This is a genomic window from Faecalibacterium duncaniae (assembly GCF_010509575.1).
GTDB classification, from domain to species: domain Bacteria; phylum Bacillota; class Clostridia; order Oscillospirales; family Ruminococcaceae; genus Faecalibacterium; species Faecalibacterium duncaniae.
This window is the reverse complement of sequence record NZ_CP048437.1, coordinates 1,797,881-1,814,644: the sequence shown is the minus strand read 5'-3', so window position 1 is coordinate 1,814,644 and position 16,764 is coordinate 1,797,881. Positions and strand designations below refer to the sequence as shown.

The following is a 16,764-nucleotide window of genomic DNA, read 5'->3' as shown; positions in this document are numbered from 1 at the left end:
GTTAGACCTCCTTTTGTTATCGCCATAAAAAGTGTCTGGAACAAAGCTGCTCCAAATTTTTGTCATCAATTCCGATACTGTGAAGAATCATACAGTAAATTAAACCAGTTAGATAAAGCGCAGTTGTTACAATATGCTCATCCAAAACAGCTTGTGTTCCATGCGTAGTTCTATTGCGATAGATGATTAAATTCTGGATGTCATCTTCTGTTGGAACGATTTCAAATTTATCAAATAGCTTTCGGATGAATTTTTGATATTTGACATAAAAGAGACAGACTTTATCTGCGTCAGCGATAGTCATATATTTGAGTCTACCGCAAATCATATCGTTTGTTTTCTTTGAAAATTTTCCATTTTTCTTTTGGAAATCCTTTGCAACTTTCTGTAATTCTTTCACAAGTGACTGAAGCCGCAGTTCTTCTTGAATATAGGTGTCGTTTTTGTTGTCTTGTATAGCTGACGTAATATCATCGGATTTTTTTAGACGTGCGATTTCGCATTCCAAACAGGTTACAATCCCTTTGACCATATCGTTAGTCACTCGACCAAGGCCTTTATCATCTTCTGGCACGAAGTTCATAAAAGAAAAAGGATTGTTTTTTTGCTCACAGTAAATTAACTCAATCAAAGAAGAAAGAGTGACATCTAAATCATTGAAGCAAATATTGTTTGGGGCTTTTTTCTGAGTCACAGTAGAAGAACCTTTTGAATAAACCAAAGCGGTATCCATCAAAAGAGGAGGAAAGGATGTTTTTTCTTGTAAAGCAATTTCATCAAAGTCGACGTTCTGACGGAAAGTCATAAAAGATAACAGTGTTTTGATCTTTTCAATATGAAACGGAACCGCTCCGAAAGAAATCGGCTCTGAAAATTGAAGGGTCAAATAACGCGTCCGACCAATCAGTTCAACACGGTTCAAATCATAAGTTTCATGTGCCTGGTTGCCTGATTTAACATATATACAGGAGCCATTATAATCAAAAGAAAAGCAAAAAGGTGACTTTGGAGCAGAAAGTTGAACGGCTCCATTTACAAGTTCATATGGCGAATCGATGGAGAAAAACAATGAGTCTAAAGTTCCACCCCTGAACTCAATCGCATCGATTTTTTCCCAATTACAAGTTTCAAGATTTCCTTTTTGAATTGCATAAACATTAGAAGAAAAAATTGCAACGGTTCGGATAGGAGGCATTGTCCGACTTCCGCAATAAACAGCAATGTCGCTGCCGTCATGGGTAGTACCATGAAAGTATTTGTTGCTCTGTGCTAATTTTGAATAATCTTCGGTACGGCTAGAAGTGGCTTTGAAAGGAACGTTATTCATAATACGGAATTTGTAGTTCTCTTCATAAAATGTTGCACCGCCCTGTTCACAGTCAAGGACGCCAGACCGTGGTGAGATTTCATCCACCATAATTTTACACCTCCCTTTTCCCTGTTACAACCTCATAAATCAAACTTTTCTTATAGCTTTCCAGCTCTTTCACCAGCTGCTCCTTCTTTGCAATCAACTTGTCAATCTCGGCGCACTTGGCATCAAGGTAGTCGGTGATTTCTTTTTGTTCATCTAGTGGCGGAATGAGTATTTTCATTCGAGCAACAATGTCTTGACTGATATTGGGGTCTTTTCTTGTTCCAACAGCATATTTCATCCAATATGGTTTTAGTGCAAGCAACTGCATTAGCAGAAAAATGGGAGAAACAATTTTGCGATTGCAGACGATGGAGCAAACAGCCTGATTTGTTGCACAATCTGACATGAGTAGACCGCATTTTCCGATTGTTCCGGCACCACCGTACATGGCAACACAAACTGTGCCTTTAGGCATAATAGAGCAAGCAGATGAGGCTAAAGCCAATTCGGTTATTTTCTCTGAACTGTCATAAACAAAACCATCATTTAAATCGAGTGTACGAACCCATCTGATAGTGGCATCATCAAAAAAAGAAGATTCTTTACTTCTTAGTGGCGTGGCACCACTGGAAGTTTGACCTATGCTTCCAATTTTAGCGACACCCCAATGGTGTGGAACTAGACCAGCCCATTCAACTCCGCAATCCTTCATCTCCCGCTCACCACGCACGCCTTTGGTAACAGCTTGCGTAATAACTGCCTGCTTGAGCTTTTTGTATTCCTCAATGCTAGAGCGAGTTTTGGAAAGCATAGTGTCAATTTCAGTGCATTTTGCATTCAAGTACTGAGCAGACCGAATCTGAATCTCTTTAGGAGGAAGGGCAAGTAACATATTTGAAAAATCCCAGTACTGGATATTCTTGCCCTCACGAATGCCAACAGTAAGACTGTTTATTTTACTGATAAAACCATCTGATTTGAAAAGATACCGAAAAAAGTCATTGGAAAGGTCTTTGGTGGCATGTAATACCTGATATGCAGGGGAACATACACCCTCATAATTTGAAAACTCAAAGCCGCCTTGAAAACTACGCAGACTGATTACGAAATCTCCAATATGGATTGTTTTGAAAGTTCGTAAATCCGTGTTTTCTTTGACTTGAACAACGCCCTCTAACTGACTTTGTGGAATAACACCATATTTTTGAGTAGGAGAGAGAAGAACAAGAGCAGAGTTTCCTTTTTCGTTCCGTTGAGCAAAAAGATACTTAGCCTTTACAACCTCCCACCCCTCTGGAATCTCCCCAATCCATTCAATGGCGCTGTCTTTCATTTTACGCATTTTCTGTACCATGCTTTCCGTATTCTGCAACCAGATAGTTGACGATTGCACTACAGGTAACCATCATGAATTTGGCTTCTTCAAAAGTAACGATGCTTTCGGCTTCGTGCTCGGCATGACGTACACCACCTTGATCGCAGGCATAAGAGTAAAGTTTATCAATTCCAGAGTTAAGACAAGGATGCAATTTTAGTCCGTGCTTAGCAAGTAGTTTTAATGCTTCACAAAGAGTAGCACTGTCTTTTTCTGCAATAATGCGGCAGGTTGCTTCGACGGCACTGATACTTTCTTTGACGCAGTTTTTATAGTCTGGGTGTTCACGGTCAGATAAAAAGTTGAGAGCCTTCTTAAGGTGTTTGCGTGCGCCGTCAAAAGGCGTACAGCAGGCTTGTTCAATTTCTTTTACTTCGATTTCATCTGTAATAGGAACGATTTCACCAGATATAAAGCGGTAACCTACATACTCACTTTGGAAAAGTTCATTGAACCACTCTTGAAAAACATCGATACAATTGTTAGTGGATAAGGCAAACCAATTGCAAATATACCAAAGCAAATCTAAAACTTCGTTATAAGGAGCCTCCATTAAAACCTCTTCGATTCGGGAATAAAACTTTTCCCAATCATAATGATAACCAAGCGGTAAATGATTTAAATCTGCAAAAACATTCTGCATTAGATTTTTACAGAAAATATTTGAAAGATTTTGATCTGTAGGACCGTACTTTATATTACGAGTTTCGCATTCATGGTTGAATGTTACTTGCAAAAAATCGTAGAGTTTATTACTAATAAATGTCCGAGTTCTTTCATCAAAATCATCAATTTGCATTTGGATGTTACAAGGGTCAATGCCGGCTCTGTCACTAAATCCACCGCGAACCTTAATCATACTTTTCCGTTCCATTATTCGTCCTCCTTATGGAACAGCTCTGCCAGCCCGGCGGAGATATCCTGTTCCAGTGCGGTGATGCGCGCCACGATATCCTCTACGGCTTCCGGTGCCTGATACTCGTAGAAATAGCGGGTCATGGGGATTTCGTAGCCCACCTTGGTCTTGCTGTGGTCGATCCATGCGTCGGGGGCGTAGGGCAGAACTTCCCGGGCAAAGTAGGCGTCAATATCCTGCACCAGCGGTACGTTTTCAGTGTCACGCAGGCTGGTGTCCGGCACAGGCTTGCCACGCTTCAGGAGGATGTTGCCTGCCTCGTCCCGCTGGGGGCGCTCCACCACGATTTTGTTGTAGCCGAACTCCACGCTCTCGAACACCTTGCTCTCGCAGTAGATGCCGTTTTTGTCGCCGTACACCTTGCCGTTGGCAAATTCGCCGTAGGCGGTGACGATCAGCTCCCGGCAGGCATCGGTGATGTCGTTGCGCTTGGTGCCGATGCTCTTGCGGCGTGGCTCGAAGCAGTGGCTGGCGTCAATGAGCTGCACCTTGCCTGCACGGTGGGCGGGCTTATCCTTGCTGAGCACCCAGATGTAGGTGGAGATGCCGGTGTTCATGAACATATCGGTGGAAAGCTGGATGATGCAGTCCAGCCAGTCGTTTTCCAGAATATACTGCCGGATGTTGCTCGGGCCGCTGCCGGCATCGCCGCTGAACAGGGGAGAGCCGTTCTGGATAATGGCCATCTTGCCCTTGTTTGCCAGCTTGGCAAGACCGTTCAGCACAAAAAGCTGCTGACCATCGCTGATCTTGGGCAGACCGGGGGCAAAACGCCCCATCTCGCCCCGGGCGGCTTCGGCTTCCACCGCCTTCTGCTCCCGCTTCCAGTCAATGCCGAAGGGCGGGTTGGAGATGATGTACTGGAAGGTGAACCCGGGAAACTGATCCTCTGACAGGGTGTCACCGAACCGCATATTGTTGGGGTCGCCGCCCCGGATCATCATGTCCGCCTTGGCGATGGCAAAGGTGGAGGGGTTGAACTCCTGCCCGAAGCAGGTTACCTCAATGTCGCTGTTCAGCTCGTGGATGCGCTCCTCCATGCAGCTCAGCATCTGGCTGGTTCCCATGGCCATATCGTAAACGGTCATGCTGCTGGTATCGAGGTCGGCTTCAGACAGCAGCAGGTCGGTCATCAGGTAGATGATATCCCGGCTGGTGAAGTGAGCTCCGGCTTCCTCGCCAAAGCTCTCAGAGAACCGCCGCACCAAGTCCTCAAAGATGTAGCCGCAGTCCACGGCGCTGATCTTGTCCGGGCCAAGATAGCCCTTCCCAGAGCCGAACTCCTTGATGACGAGGTAGAGGGTGTTGCTCTCCACCATCCGCTTGATGATGTTGTCAAAGTCGAACTTTGCCAGCACGTCCTGTGCGTTGGCAGAAAAGCCGGACAGGTAATCCCGGAAGTTGGACTCAATGTTGTCCGGGTCTGCCAGCAGGGTCTCGAAGGTGAACCGGCTGGTGTTATAGAACTGGTAACCGGAGGCTTTCTGCAAAAAGCCGTCGATGACCTGCAGCTTTTTCACCTTCTCGTAGGTGTCCAGCACCGCCTGATGGGTGGGCAGCAGGCAGTCGTGGAACCGCTTCACCACGGTCATGGGCAGAATAACCAGACCGTACTCGTGGGGCTTGAACGGCCCACGCAGCATATCGGCCACGTTCCAGATCATGGCGGCTTTTTCGGCAATGTTGGCACCTACGGCGGTGATCTTATCGTTTGGCATACGTTGCTCCTTGTTTTTTGTGATAGGTGGACATCCTGATTCTACAACAATGGGTGTCCTATAAATCGGATAGCAGAATGCTTTTCCTGAAAAATGATTCTTGCGTCTATTGTACCACGATAAAAGTGGAAACACCATATTCCGGCAAAAGAAAATGCCCGCCTGAAAATCAGACGGACATACTGTAAATCATATCATCTGAAAATGCTTCAAAGCCTCCACAATCGCATCCTCTTTCTCCTTCGGACACTGAGGCTGCTTTGTATTTTCGGACTTCGCCTTGTGGTGGTTCTCTCGTACCTCCAGACCGCATTTCTGCTTGACCTGCGAGATATACAGGGAAGAAACCTTCAGCCCAGTCTGTTCCAACACACGGGCCTTGATTTCAGGATAGGTCGCACCCGTCTCCCTTAATTAAAGATATTGTTGGGTAAAAAAGAAAGGTCAGTCGATTTTGCCGATGAAGCGGTAGTAGATTTCTACTTCCTGCTCACGGCTTCCGTCCTCGCCCTTGACAGCTTCGTGGACGGTTATTTTTTCAATTAGAGTGTTCAGAAGTTCGGCGGTCAGCTCCACAGGGTTGACAAACTGTTTCATCAGGGCAATCCACTTTTCAGCATCCGCTGCGGTCTGTACGGCGGCTTCCATCGTTTCGTGAAGCTGTCTTATTTTTGTTTCAAGCTCCTTTTGCTCGTTCTGGTACTTCTCGGACAGCATATTGAAGTTATACTCGGTTATGCGTCCGGCAGACCAGTCCTCATACATTTTAGCAAACAGCCCGTCAACCTCGGCTTTACGCTTCTCTGCCTTTTTCAGCTCCGCAGCCTGCTTTTTCTTCGCAGAGTTTCTTTCCCTGTCGCTGGCATTGAGCAGCCGTTTCAGCAGATTGTCCTCGTCTTTCTGTGCCAGCATAGACCAGTATTGCAGTCTTGCAAGCACATAGGCATACAGTACATCATAGCGGATATAGTGCATGGAACACTGGCGTAATCCCTGCCCGTTCTTGCTGCAATGGTAGTACCCGTATGGGTTCTTATTCTGCTTGTTTTCCCCATAGGCTAAAGACCATCCGCAGTCTGCACATTTTATCAATCCTGCGAAAATCTGTGTCGTACCGTTTCTGCGTTTCCTGCGTCTGCTTGCAATCAGCTCCTGAACTTTTTGGAACACTTCTTCAGAAATGATGGCTTCGTGGGTATTTTCCACACGATACCATTCTTCCTGCGGCTTCCGCACCTTTTTCTTGTTCTTGAATGAAATGTTGCTCTGCTTGTTGTGAATGCTGTGACCGATGTAGGTTTCCTCTTTCAAAATGCTCTTGACCTGTGCTATCGTCCACGCATAGGCTTTTTCTGCGGGCGCACCGGCGTAGATATTGGCGAAAGTCCCGTATCTTTCATAGTTCAGCCAGCCGGGGGTAGGTACTTTTTCCTCCACCAGAATCCGTGTAATGCTGGCGGCTCCACGCCCGTGTACAGCAAGGTCAAAAATCTTCTCTACAATCCAGCGTGTTTCCGGGTCGATCAGAAGATGACCTTTTTTGTCCGGGTCTTTTACATAGCCCAGCGGTGCATAGGCTCCATAGTGTGCGCCATTGGCAAATCTTGTGTGCATGGCAGCCTTGACCTTTTTGCTGGTCTGTCGGGCGTGCATTTCATTCAGGATGTTTAAGAACGGTGCAAGCTCGCTTTCTCCGTTGATGGTGTCCACATTGTCATTGATGGCAATGTAGCGTACTCCCTTGCTGGGGAAATAGATTTCCGTGTACTGACCGGTCAGGATATAGTTTCTTCCCAGACGGGATAAGTCCTTTGTGACAACGCAGTTGATTTTCCCGTCTTCGATGTCATCAATCATCCTTTGGAAACTTGGACGCTCGAAATTTGTCCCACTCCATCCGTCGTCAATGTACTCGTCTACAACGGTCAGCCCATGCTCTGCGGCATACTGTCTAAGCATCATGCGCTGGGTCTGGATACTGCCGCTTTCCCCCTGTAATTCATCGTCACGGCTCAATCTCAAATATAGTGCAGTGTTATAAATCGTTGTATTGTATGGTTGTTTCACGGTTAAAAATCCTCCTTCTAAAAGAAACAACCCACGCTTATACAATACTCGCTGGTACAAGTATATCATAAGCGTGGGCTGATTGACAGTCGTTATTCCGTATTTTTTCAGGAAGCGGCGGCAGCGTGCTGGATCACATCTTCCAGCAGGCTGTCAAGCGGCTTCCCATCCTGTGCGAAATGCTCCGATACCTTGATACGGACTTTCCCCATGACAAAATACTGGGTGCCGTCTTTTTCGGTAAGCAGGGTGCCGCTGTTTTTGTTATTGCTCTCGTTTTTGCTTTTTGCCATAGGCAGTTACCTCCATAAATGAAATATGCCCGACAAGGGAATGTCAGACAGGTGTACAGCCGCAGACTGTCTCCGTGTCAACCAAACCGTGTCAACCGGCAGAAAAGACTTTGAAAACAATCCATAGGCGCTCTATTATTACTTTTTACTTTTTCTTTGATTTCTTGGTTGACATGGTTGACAAAGGAGAGAAATGCCCCAAATATCAGGCTTTTCCCCGTCAACCGGCTGTCAACCAAAGCGTCAACCAAACTGTCAACCGGTGGCTTTTCAGAATGGAAGTTCCATTTGCCGGGCTTCTTCTTCCGTGATTTCCTGAAAACCGTCCCCCTCCGGCGGAGCTTGGTTGACACGCTCCCAGCCTTTTTGAGAACCGTATTTCTTATACCGCTTCGGGCTTTTGTAGGCTACCCAGCCCTGTATGATGCCGCCCGCAATGCCGGTATTCATAATCTCGCAGATTGCCCGTGTCTCCCAGTCTGCCGGGGAATTTAAGTTCCCCAGCGCTTCCTCATAAAGCTGCTTGGAACATACCCTGTCGCCGGTGTAGTCCTCCAAATAGGCGTAGATCATGCCGGCCTGTGTGTCTTCCTGCATAAAGTCCTGCTGGTGGGCGTTCAGGTATCGGTTCATTTCCATGCTGAATGACAGCTTATACTTCCCACTGCGATAAACCGTCATGGCTTCCGCCCACATCTGTTCGATATACGCCCTCGCCGCCGCTTCATCGTCCAGTATGTGAACCTCCGCCCGTTCCGGGTACACCGTCACGGGGAGAAAGCGCCGGTTGCCGGTGCGGTCACGGGGCAAAAAGTCCTGCCGGTTGGTCGTCCCTCCAAATACACATTGCCGCAGCCGGTCTGCCGGATGTGTCTCATACGGCACTTTGTAGGTTTCTTTCTGGCGGCTTAAGAATGACTTGATTTCCTCAATACTCTTGGCGTTGGCTGTGGCAATCATCTCCGACATCTCGATAATCCAATGCCCTTGCAGCTTGCGGTACACATTTTCATCGTCCAGCTTTTTCAAATCGTCTGAAAACCATTCGTCCCTGCCTGCCAGCAGCCGGAAAAAGGTAGATTTCCCGGCTCCCTGACCACCAACCAGACAGAGCATGACCTCAAACTTGCTCCCCGGTCTGAATACCCGCCGGATGGCTCCCATCAGGAACAGTTTCAAGGCTTCATAGGTGTATTCGTCCGTATCGGCTCCCAGAAAGTGATGCAGGGCGTAACGGATGCGCTCTGTGCCGTCCCATTGCAGGCTGTTCAGGTAATCCCTGACTGGATGGTAGCGGTTTTCATTGGCAACAATCTTGATGGCGCTCTGCACCTTTTTCTCGCTGGTAAGCCCGTAATTTTCTTCCAGATACAAAAGCAGGTAGTTCATGTCCATGTCGGTCAGCGTGGTACTGGTGCGCTCCCAGCCCAGCGGCTTCACAATGTCAATCTGCTCCGTCAAAAGGTTCAGGCGCAGCGCCCCGCGAAACAGAGGGTCACGCTGGAACACCGTCAGGCAGTTTCGGATGCTGTTCTTCACGCCGCCTTTCTGCGTCCCCTCTAATGTTTCCCGGATTTCTGCCGGTGTCTGCGCCGGTTCCATTGTGTCCATCGTCCTTTTGACCGCTTCCTGCGTTTCCGGCGGCAAGCTCTGAAATTCGCAGTTCAAGCCGCAACACCTCCTTTCCCTGTGCGGCGATCAATGCCGCTTTTTCTTCTATTTCTCCGTATAACAAAATATCCAAAAGGTATTCTGTGTAGCTTATCCTCTGCAACGCTTCCACAAAAAGAGGATGCCAGATGGCATCCTGCGGCTGTGGGGCGTGTGCTGTTTTCCAATGCTCCAGCAGGCGCAGATAATCGCATAGCACCCGGAAACAATACCGTTCCGTTTCCTGAAATCTCTGCTCCGCTGATTTTTGTCGGGGCTGTGACCTGTTGTGACGCTTCCTATCTGGCGGCGCATTGCCGGATTTCTCATAGGAAACGCCGAAGTCCTCCGCAAGCCTGACCGCAGCTTCCCGTTTCCCCAATCCATGCAGCAAAGCGGCCAAGTCGATCACATCCCCGGAAGCCCCGCAGCCGAAGCAGTAAAAGCGGCTGTCCACTTTCATGCTGGGCGTGCGGTCATTGTGGAATGGACAGCAGACCATGCCGTTTCTCCCCACCCGGATTCCATAGAATGAAGCAGCCTGCCGGGTGGTAACAGACTGTTTCACCGCTTCAAATACATTCAAATGCTCCCTCCATAAAAATACTGGTAGCGGTAAAGCTGCCGGTTATATCATAGCTCCATCTCATGTTTCTTTCTCTGTACTGCCTGTGGCTGCTCCCTCCGGCGCAGTGCGGTATCTACGGCGTTCTGCACCTGCCGTAGCCGTATGACTTCCTCCCGGAGTGGCTTGTGCTGCGGAGACAGTTCGGCATACTCTGTTTTTAACTGTGCGTATTCCTGTTTCCATGCTTTCAGGGCAATGGGTTTTCCGTCCAGTTTTTCTTTCAAAATACGGCGGGCGGCATAAAACAGCCGTAACTCCGCATCGTGGGATGTTTCAAATTTCTCCCTCTGTTTCTTAAACTTGATATTGTTCAATTCCGTATGAACAGGTTTTAGCCGCTGGTAATTCTCGCCCTCCCGTATCAATTCCTGCAATTCCTTTATCCGGGCAGATTTCTTTTTCATGGAGTCGCTTAACGCTTCAAATTCTTCGTTGACAGAGGAAAGACGCTCCTGCAAATCCTCTAATGTGAGCAGCTTGTTTTCCGTCAGATAATTGACGGCTTCGGCAAACTGCTTTAAGTTTCCGGTTCTGGCTTTATTGCTCCATGCCCCTGCGTTGCGCTGGTTGTAATAAGCGATCAACAGGTCGGCAAGGCTCGGTGTCTGCGGTTTGGAAAGTTCTTCTTTTACCTCTGCCATCCAGACAAACAGGGCTTTGATCTTCTTCCTCACATCCTGCATGAGCCGGTTGGTGGCTTTAATCCAGCGGTTCAGTTCCCCTTTCTCGGTGCGGATGCCCTTTGCTTCCATCTGCCGGACATTAGCTCCCTCGTGGACAGTAGGTATCAGGTCAAGCCCCTGCCGCACATAGGAACGGTGGTCGATACGCACATCCAGCCCTTTTTCCTCAAATTTTGTATTAACGGCAGCCGCCCACTGCTCCCGCCAGTGTTCCAGCGTTTCCGGCTCATGCCAGTCTGTTGTATGGACAGCGTTAAACATATAATCGCCGTTTTTATCCCGGATTCGGTTTCCATCTTCATCAAGAAGATATTCCCGACGCTGTTTTTGTCCCCATGTGCCATCCGGGTTCAAAGGGCGCATGGTTGTCATCACATGAAAATGCGGGTTAGGGATGCCGCCGTCCTCTTTCTCCGGGCTGTGAAAAGCAAGGTCGGCAATCATGCCTTTTGTCACAAACTGCTCCTGTACGAACTTCCTCGCCAGCTCCATGTTTTCTTCCAGCGTCAATTCATTCTGCATGGCAATATCAAAGGAATAGGCAAGCTGTGCTTTTGGATGTTTCTCGCAGTTCTCCACAGCATTCCAGAGGGTCGCCCGGTCAAGATATATTTCCGGCGCATGGGGCGGCAGCATGATTTCCGAAGCGATCACGCCGCCCTTTTTGGTGTAGTCGCTGACTTCTCCATAGTAGCTGCTGTAAAGACGCTCCCCGGCTCGATAGGCTGCGCTGGCAATGGCGCTCTGACCGGCGCTGCGCTTGATCTGTGCGATTGAAAAATGATAAAGTGCTATCCTTAGTCACCGCCTTTCTCCTGCCCGGAAATACGGGCGTGGTTCTCTGTGGCAGACCGGATGAAATGCTCCGCCTGCGGCAGATTCAAAATGCTTTCCATGAGGGAATAAAATTCCGCTTCGGATAGCTCCTTTGTCTGTGGTGCAATGCTCTCAATAGCTGCCCCACGGGTAATCAGCCGGTGCGTCCTCTGTTTCCGGGAACCGCTTTCCAGATACGCCTGCCGGTTTTTCAAACGCTGCATTTTCCGTTTTTCCTGTTCCAGCAGGACAGTGGTTTTTTCATATTCCTGCTTCAACTGTTCCAAAGATTTTTCCATGTTCTCACATCCTTTGCTGATAAGATAAAGAAAGACCATCCGCAGACAGTCCGTGTGTCAGTGCTTCTATAAAACCCGATGAAAAGGGAAAACCGCAGAGCGGATTTCTCTTTGCGGCGGGTACACAGGGGATAGCCGCTTTAGCGGCGCAAGGGGGTGTAGCCACCTTGTCGGAGCGAAGCGAACGCAGACCTCGGATTGCTGATTTTATCAGCGGCAGAGGTAAGCTCCGCAGGACGCACGATACATGGTCTTTAGACTATGTATAGAAGTGCGCCCTTAGTTCCTAAGGGATTTTGCCGTTTCCGGCAGTCTTGTCCTTTTTCTTGGAACGCTTGGAAAGATACTTCGGGCAGTCAACCACAACCGCCCGGAAGCTCTGTTTACATTCGTGCTGGCATTTCCGGCACAGTTCGTTGTAAGTGATACGGCTGCGGTCATTTAAGAAGAAAGACCATTCCAACCGCCGCTTGTTACTCATTCTTGCCATAACCGGCTCCTTTCTCCGTTTCTATCTGATGTACGCAGATAGGCTGTTTTGATGTAGCGTCTCGGTATCATTTTTAAGTTTTTTTCCCTCTGTATGCCCCTTTGGAAAGTGCGGCAGTATTGCAAGTCAGGGAATGATACCTCACGCTTATTTGTCGCTTCCCGGTACGGTTTCGGAGCCTTTTGCCATCCATTCAAAGAAAGCAATTTTGCTGACCTTGATAAGTCTGCCCCTGCGGAACGCTGGAAAGCCGGGTGTGTGTACCAGCTCATAGGCGCTCGCTCTTGAAATTCCCATAATCCGCTGAATGTCCGCCACATCCAGAACCAGCGGTAAATCCTCGTAGCTGTTCAATCTCTTTTTATCGTTCATTCTGTTCCTCCCATAAATCAAATAGGTTAAAATGCTTCCTGTTGCCGTTCTCCCCAAAAGCCGTTTTCCTGCCCCATTCCTGCGGTGTTTCCCTGCATTGGTGCGCCGAATGCGTCACTTCTCCTGCCGGTCATATCCCTTTTGGACGGTCATTCACTTGTCAAGGTACTGTGCGGTACGAAATTACCAACCGCAATCATCATAGCGTACTATCCTTGACAAAACAATGATTCTGCGATACCATGAGTGTAACGGATATAACTGAATTATATAATTACCATAAACAAAGGCAGGGGATAGGGATGGAGAATCAGTTTATACGGCATGAGCCATGTTTTGAGAGGATTTTGTTTGTCCTGACGCTGGACAGGAAGAAAATGAAAGAGCGGATTTTGATTGGGGAAGAACAGCAGATCCGCTTCCGTCTGAACGGGAGCCAAAACGCAGAGGTGCTTTGTGATATGACACGCCCACTGGGAACTTTTTTGATAAACTTTGAGCGTGACACGGACAGAGACTGGAACTTATACGGGCTTTCTCCGCTGCGGCAAGCTCTCCACTCCAACCGATGGAAACAGCCGGAGCTGGAGCAGGCGGCAAGCGAATTTCTTTGGGAGAAATATCTTAGCAACGACCCTCTGAAAATGTATGTGGCGTTCCGTATCTGGAACAGCTATCTGCTTGCCAGAGAACCCCGTGACCGTAACGCTGCCTGTGACCGCTTCATGGATAAAATGAGCAGACTGACCGGGGTATTCCAAAACGAAACCATGAGCTTTGACAGGGAGACAGGAAAACCGAAACAATTTCAAGCTGGCAGCCTTTATTTCAAAGGCGCACCGTCAGAAGATACCCGGCTTGACCTCTGGTTCCCGGACAACCGGCGCACAGAAGAATGTGTGTCTGCCTATGCGTCCCTCTACCCGTTGATTACCTATTATCTGAACAGGCTGAATGACTGGGGGCTTTGCTTCCGGCGGTGCAAGGTCTGTGGAAAATATTTTCTGGCAAAGAGCCAGCGGTATGAGCTGTGCAGCGACAAGTGCCGAAAAGCACAGGCGCTTCAAAACAAGCGGGAATTTGACGAGAGGTCAAGAGAAAATAACTATGACCTGCTTTATAAAAATGAATGCCAGAACTGGCGCAACAAAATAAACCGGGTAAAAAATACCGCAGGCTTTCCGGCTGACCGTCTGGAAAAAATACAGGCTTCCTTTTCCGACTTTAAGAAAGAAGCCTTACAGAGAAAAAAGGCTGTAAAAACAGGAACGGCCAGCCCGAAAGAATTTACGGACTGGCTGTATCAGCAGAGTAATGTAATTGTTGAGCTGACCGAGATATGAAAAACTTTCTATCGTCAATTTCGCATTATTGCAATAACAGATTGCTTCTTCCATGAATGGTAATATTATCATCAAACTTTTGGAAGAACTATAAATGTCCGAGGCGTCTTTGATTTCGACAGAAAAACAGGCTGAATTGTTACAAAGCTCGGACATTTCAAAAGAATTTTTTGAAAAATACTAAAGAAGCGGAGCAGCTAAAATCTGCTCCGCTTCGATATGATTGATCTAAGGATGTTTTGCTATTTGATTAAACTCACTCTGTCAACCGCAATCGCTCCACAACTGGAAGGTTAACGTCAGTTTTGTAGACCCATATAGGCACAATAAGGCAGATTAGCAACACCAGTCCAGACACCAGCACCAGTGGGATAAATGGATAGAAGAAAACAGCATAATAGGCCACTTTACTAAAAATCATATATAGCAAGATGAAGATTGCTGTTCCAATGGTGACTGCAAGGGAAAGGGAAACACCCCAATAATAGAAACCTTCCATAAATAGCATTCGTTTGATTTGTCGCTTTGTCATTCCAATGCTTTCAAGAACAGCTAATTCATAGCGCCGAGTATTTACATTGACAACCATTGTATTGACAAAGTTCATGACACCAACAAGCAGCAGGATCACGGACAACCCTGTTCCTAAAACCTTTGCTGTAATGAGATATTCCTGCATTTCTTCTCGCCGTTCATATCGGGATATAATATCAATGTTAGCTTGTGATGCGGTGATTTGCTTTAATTCTTGCAGTATACTTTCGTCATGTTGACCATCCGTATCAAAGGCCACGCGGAACACTCTATATTGCGGAAAGAGTTCTTTCAAAGCTGTTTGACTAATATACAAATCAGGAGCCGTCCCTCTCTCATTGCCTCCTCCTGCTCGAAACCCTTCATTCAAATAACCGTTCGCTACAATAAAGGAATGCTGTCCGTTCTGCGTCTGGATTGTTATTTCCTGCCCTGGCTGAATAAGGCCTTCTACTGTTTTGGACAGCAGCACAACCTTTCCTTGTTCAAAGGCAGACGTGTCAATAGGCAAGTTTAAGGTTTTATTGATTTCTTCCAAATATGCACTGTCAATTCCAAAAACCCCGCTAAAAAAGTTTTGCTGATAATTTTCTAATTTTGCCGGATCAGAAAAATCAATGCCGTTTACTCCGTCTAATGACGCAAGAAACTCGTGAAATACAGCATCGTCATATACAACATCTGCTGCTACTTGAGGATAAGGTGCATAGGTCAACCTCAAATTCTCAATGCCGTCAAGCTGACCAATCTCTGAAACCATTTCGCTGGAAATTAAATCTTCTCTTTCGTGGATACTATATGTGAGTGCAAAATCGCTTACTCCCCATTGGCTCACATAATTCTCCGGGCTTAAACCATGTAATAGCCCTGTGACGACAAGGAACAAGGAAAGGCCGAAAAAAAGCGATGCAAAAACAAGGGTTGTACTCTTAGCATTACGAAAGACATTGTTCCATGCCATTCTGGACAACTTCATTTTGCTACAATTTCTGGCGCTGCTCTTTGTGCTGGCTGCTGTATATTGGAGTGCTGCTATTGGTGAAACACTTCCGGCAATTTTGGCGGGCTTCATGCTTGCAATCATAACGGTAATGAACGTAAATATGGCCGCTCCTATGAAAATAAACGGCGAAAAAGATACTTTTGTTCCCACATCAGAATTTGTTGAATACATCATATTCAGGAAGTAAGGAACAATGCCAAAGGAAACAACCGCACCAAGTAACAGGCCAATCGGAATACCAATACAAGAGATTCTGATTGCCTGCTTATAGATAATTCTCTTTATCTGCCTTTGGGTCGTTCCAATCGTTTTAAGACGGCCATAGAATTGCACATCTTTTACGACAGAGACATAAAGAATATTATAAATCAGCAGATAGCCGCTAAAGGATATAAAAACTGCTAAAATTATTACAGCTAAAATAATAGTTCCACCATTTGCCTGTTCTAATGGTACAATTTCAAATGTTTGCCCTTCTGTAAAGTCAATCTCACGCCGCAATCTTTCACAGTTTTTGTCAGCATTATCATTGCCTTGAAAACGGATCATTGCCGTAACACTATTATCCAGTGATACATTTAAGCTATCCTTAAAAGCGGATGAAACATAAACATAACCACGATTATTTGTGCGCATTGGAATGTAGTCCGTATAGTAGCCCGACAGCAAAAAGGTGTCCGTGACATAATCATAGCTATCGCCAATTTGGTATGACAACACAATTTCCATCCCTATTTGTGGATCAGAAATACCCATCTGTTCAAGCACCCATGTAGGCAACATGATTTCGCTTTTACTTAACGGATAATTTCCTACAACACCTGATATAGTAGGAAGACGGTGGTGTTCCCACTCTGTATCATTTATCCATACTACACCTAATCTTGCGTTTCTCAGTTGTTCTGTATCAACACTGCCTAAACGCTGCTGTATGCCTACGTCAAGTACAAGACTTGATTTTGAAATCTCAACCAACTGTTCTTCCGTTACATTTGTGATTCCGGCATCTGCGGTAGTTCCCATTAAGCGGATTTGTTGCATTTGGTAGGTTTCAAAGTAACTAAAGCCAATACTGAATGTCGCAGTTATCATAAATGCAGTTAGTGCCAGAGCAATGATTGCAAATAAATTACGCTGCCGTTCATGGTGCAAACTGCGCTTTGCCAGTTTCTTTTCAATGTTACTGGTATCATTTTCAAAAGGCCATGTCATAGTCTGCC

General features: G+C 46.7%; 14 protein-coding genes. 1 reads left to right on the top strand and 13 read right to left on the bottom strand.

Features of this window, described 5'->3' with window-relative positions; translation table 11 throughout:
* Nucleotides 1-16: 16 nt before the first annotated feature.
* The 12 genes from GXM22_RS08860 to GXM22_RS08805 all read right to left on the bottom strand — a co-directional run bounded on the left by GXM22_RS08860 (nt 17) and on the right by GXM22_RS08805 (nt 12,664).
* Nucleotides 17-1,417 (bottom strand): hypothetical protein, encoded by a 1,401-nt coding sequence (locus GXM22_RS08860; RefSeq protein ID WP_035394984.1) that lies wholly within the window; start codon nt 1,415-1,417, stop codon nt 17-19.
* Nucleotides 1,418-1,421: 4 nt separating this feature from the next.
* Nucleotides 1,422-2,711, bottom strand: coding sequence for a restriction endonuclease subunit S (locus GXM22_RS08855; protein WP_147585133.1), 1,290 nt, complete (start codon nt 2,709-2,711; stop codon nt 1,422-1,424).
* Nucleotides 2,692-3,606: an AbiJ-NTD4 domain-containing protein gene (locus GXM22_RS08850; protein WP_005936073.1), complete on the bottom strand. Its 915-nt coding sequence runs from the start codon at nt 3,604-3,606 to the stop codon at nt 2,692-2,694. The genes GXM22_RS08855 and GXM22_RS08850 overlap by 20 nt, the downstream gene beginning before the upstream one ends.
* The gene (locus GXM22_RS08845; protein WP_005936070.1) at nt 3,606-5,366 is read right to left on the bottom strand and encodes a type I restriction-modification system subunit M; all 1,761 of its coding nucleotides are present in this window, start codon (nt 5,364-5,366) and stop codon (nt 3,606-3,608) included. Before GXM22_RS08845 ends, GXM22_RS08850 begins: the two co-directional genes overlap by 1 nt.
* 444 nt (nt 5,367-5,810) lie before the next feature.
* Nucleotides 5,811-7,502, bottom strand: a complete 1,692-nt coding sequence (locus GXM22_RS08840) for a recombinase family protein (protein WP_470295040.1) — start codon at nt 7,500-7,502, stop codon at nt 5,811-5,813.
* Nucleotides 7,503-7,540: 38 nt separating this feature from the next.
* Nucleotides 7,541-7,726 carry a hypothetical protein gene (locus tag GXM22_RS08835; RefSeq protein ID WP_004849804.1) on the bottom strand — a complete coding sequence of 62 codons (186 nt, stop codon included), beginning with the start codon at nt 7,724-7,726 and terminating at the stop codon, nt 7,541-7,543.
* Nucleotides 7,727-7,996: 270 nt separating this feature from the next.
* Nucleotides 7,997-9,337: a virulence-associated E family protein gene (locus GXM22_RS08830; RefSeq protein WP_009321442.1), complete on the bottom strand. Its 1,341-nt coding sequence runs from the start codon at nt 9,335-9,337 to the stop codon at nt 7,997-7,999.
* The gene (locus GXM22_RS08825; protein ID WP_035394978.1) at nt 9,222-9,962 is read right to left on the bottom strand and encodes a CHC2 zinc finger domain-containing protein; all 741 of its coding nucleotides are present in this window, start codon (nt 9,960-9,962) and stop codon (nt 9,222-9,224) included. Before GXM22_RS08825 ends, GXM22_RS08830 begins: the two co-directional genes overlap by 116 nt.
* Before the next feature lie 47 nt (nt 9,963-10,009).
* A complete protein-coding gene (mobQ, locus tag GXM22_RS08820; RefSeq protein WP_074104019.1) occupies nt 10,010-11,482 on the bottom strand; it encodes a MobQ family relaxase in 1,473 nt (490 codons plus the stop codon).
* Nucleotides 11,483-11,484: 2 nt separating this feature from the next.
* On the bottom strand, nt 11,485-11,802 hold the full coding sequence (locus tag GXM22_RS08815) for a DUF3847 domain-containing protein (protein ID WP_008816380.1): 318 nt from the start codon (nt 11,800-11,802) through the stop codon (nt 11,485-11,487).
* A gap of 286 nt (nt 11,803-12,088) precedes the next feature.
* A complete protein-coding gene (locus GXM22_RS08810; RefSeq protein WP_004614949.1) occupies nt 12,089-12,292 on the bottom strand; it encodes a hypothetical protein in 204 nt (67 codons plus the stop codon).
* A 147-nt stretch (nt 12,293-12,439) separates the two neighbouring features.
* Nucleotides 12,440-12,664 carry a helix-turn-helix domain-containing protein gene (locus GXM22_RS08805; protein ID WP_005362423.1) on the bottom strand — a complete coding sequence of 75 codons (225 nt, stop codon included), beginning with the start codon at nt 12,662-12,664 and terminating at the stop codon, nt 12,440-12,442.
* A 377-nt stretch (nt 12,665-13,041) separates the two neighbouring features.
* Here GXM22_RS08805 and GXM22_RS08800 point away from each other — a divergent pair, with 377 nt between their 5' ends.
* Nucleotides 13,042-14,007 carry a DUF6076 domain-containing protein gene (locus tag GXM22_RS08800; protein WP_270441363.1) on the top strand — a complete coding sequence of 322 codons (966 nt, stop codon included), beginning with the start codon at nt 13,042-13,044 and terminating at the stop codon, nt 14,005-14,007.
* 256 nt (nt 14,008-14,263) lie between these two features.
* Here the strand turns inward: GXM22_RS08800 and GXM22_RS08795 are convergent, their stop codons facing one another.
* Entirely contained in the window at nt 14,264-16,756 is a 2,493-nt protein-coding gene (locus GXM22_RS08795; RefSeq protein ID WP_005936006.1) for an ABC transporter permease, read from the bottom strand.
* Nucleotides 16,757-16,764: the final 8 nt, after the last annotated feature.

Coding starts and splice junctions, on each gene's coding strand:
- GXM22_RS08850 (WP_005936073.1), bottom strand. CDS start 3,606: ATGGAACGGAAAAGTATGATTAAGGTTCGCGGTGGATTTAGTGACAGA.
- GXM22_RS08855 (WP_147585133.1), bottom strand. CDS start 2,711: ATGGTACAGAAAATGCGTAAAATGAAAGACAGCGCCATTGAATGGATT.
- GXM22_RS08795 (WP_005936006.1), bottom strand. CDS start 16,756: ATGACATGGCCTTTTGAAAATGATACCAGTAACATTGAAAAGAAACTG.
- GXM22_RS08810 (WP_004614949.1), bottom strand. CDS start 12,292: ATGGCAAGAATGAGTAACAAGCGGCGGTTGGAATGGTCTTTCTTCTTA.
- GXM22_RS08815 (WP_008816380.1), bottom strand. CDS start 11,802: ATGGAAAAATCTTTGGAACAGTTGAAGCAGGAATATGAAAAAACCACT.
- GXM22_RS08835 (WP_004849804.1), bottom strand. CDS start 7,726: ATGGCAAAAAGCAAAAACGAGAGCAATAACAAAAACAGCGGCACCCTG.
- GXM22_RS08800 (WP_270441363.1), top strand. CDS start 13,042: ATGAAAGAGCGGATTTTGATTGGGGAAGAACAGCAGATCCGCTTCCGT.
- GXM22_RS08830 (WP_009321442.1), bottom strand. CDS start 9,337: ATGGACACAATGGAACCGGCGCAGACACCGGCAGAAATCCGGGAAACA.
- GXM22_RS08845 (WP_005936070.1), bottom strand. CDS start 5,366: ATGCCAAACGATAAGATCACCGCCGTAGGTGCCAACATTGCCGAAAAA.
- GXM22_RS08840 (WP_470295040.1), bottom strand. CDS start 7,502: ATGATATACTTGTACCAGCGAGTATTGTATAAGCGTGGGTTGTTTCTT.
- GXM22_RS08860 (WP_035394984.1), bottom strand. CDS start 1,417: ATGGTGGATGAAATCTCACCACGGTCTGGCGTCCTTGACTGTGAACAG.
- GXM22_RS08805 (WP_005362423.1), bottom strand. CDS start 12,664: ATGAACGATAAAAAGAGATTGAACAGCTACGAGGATTTACCGCTGGTT.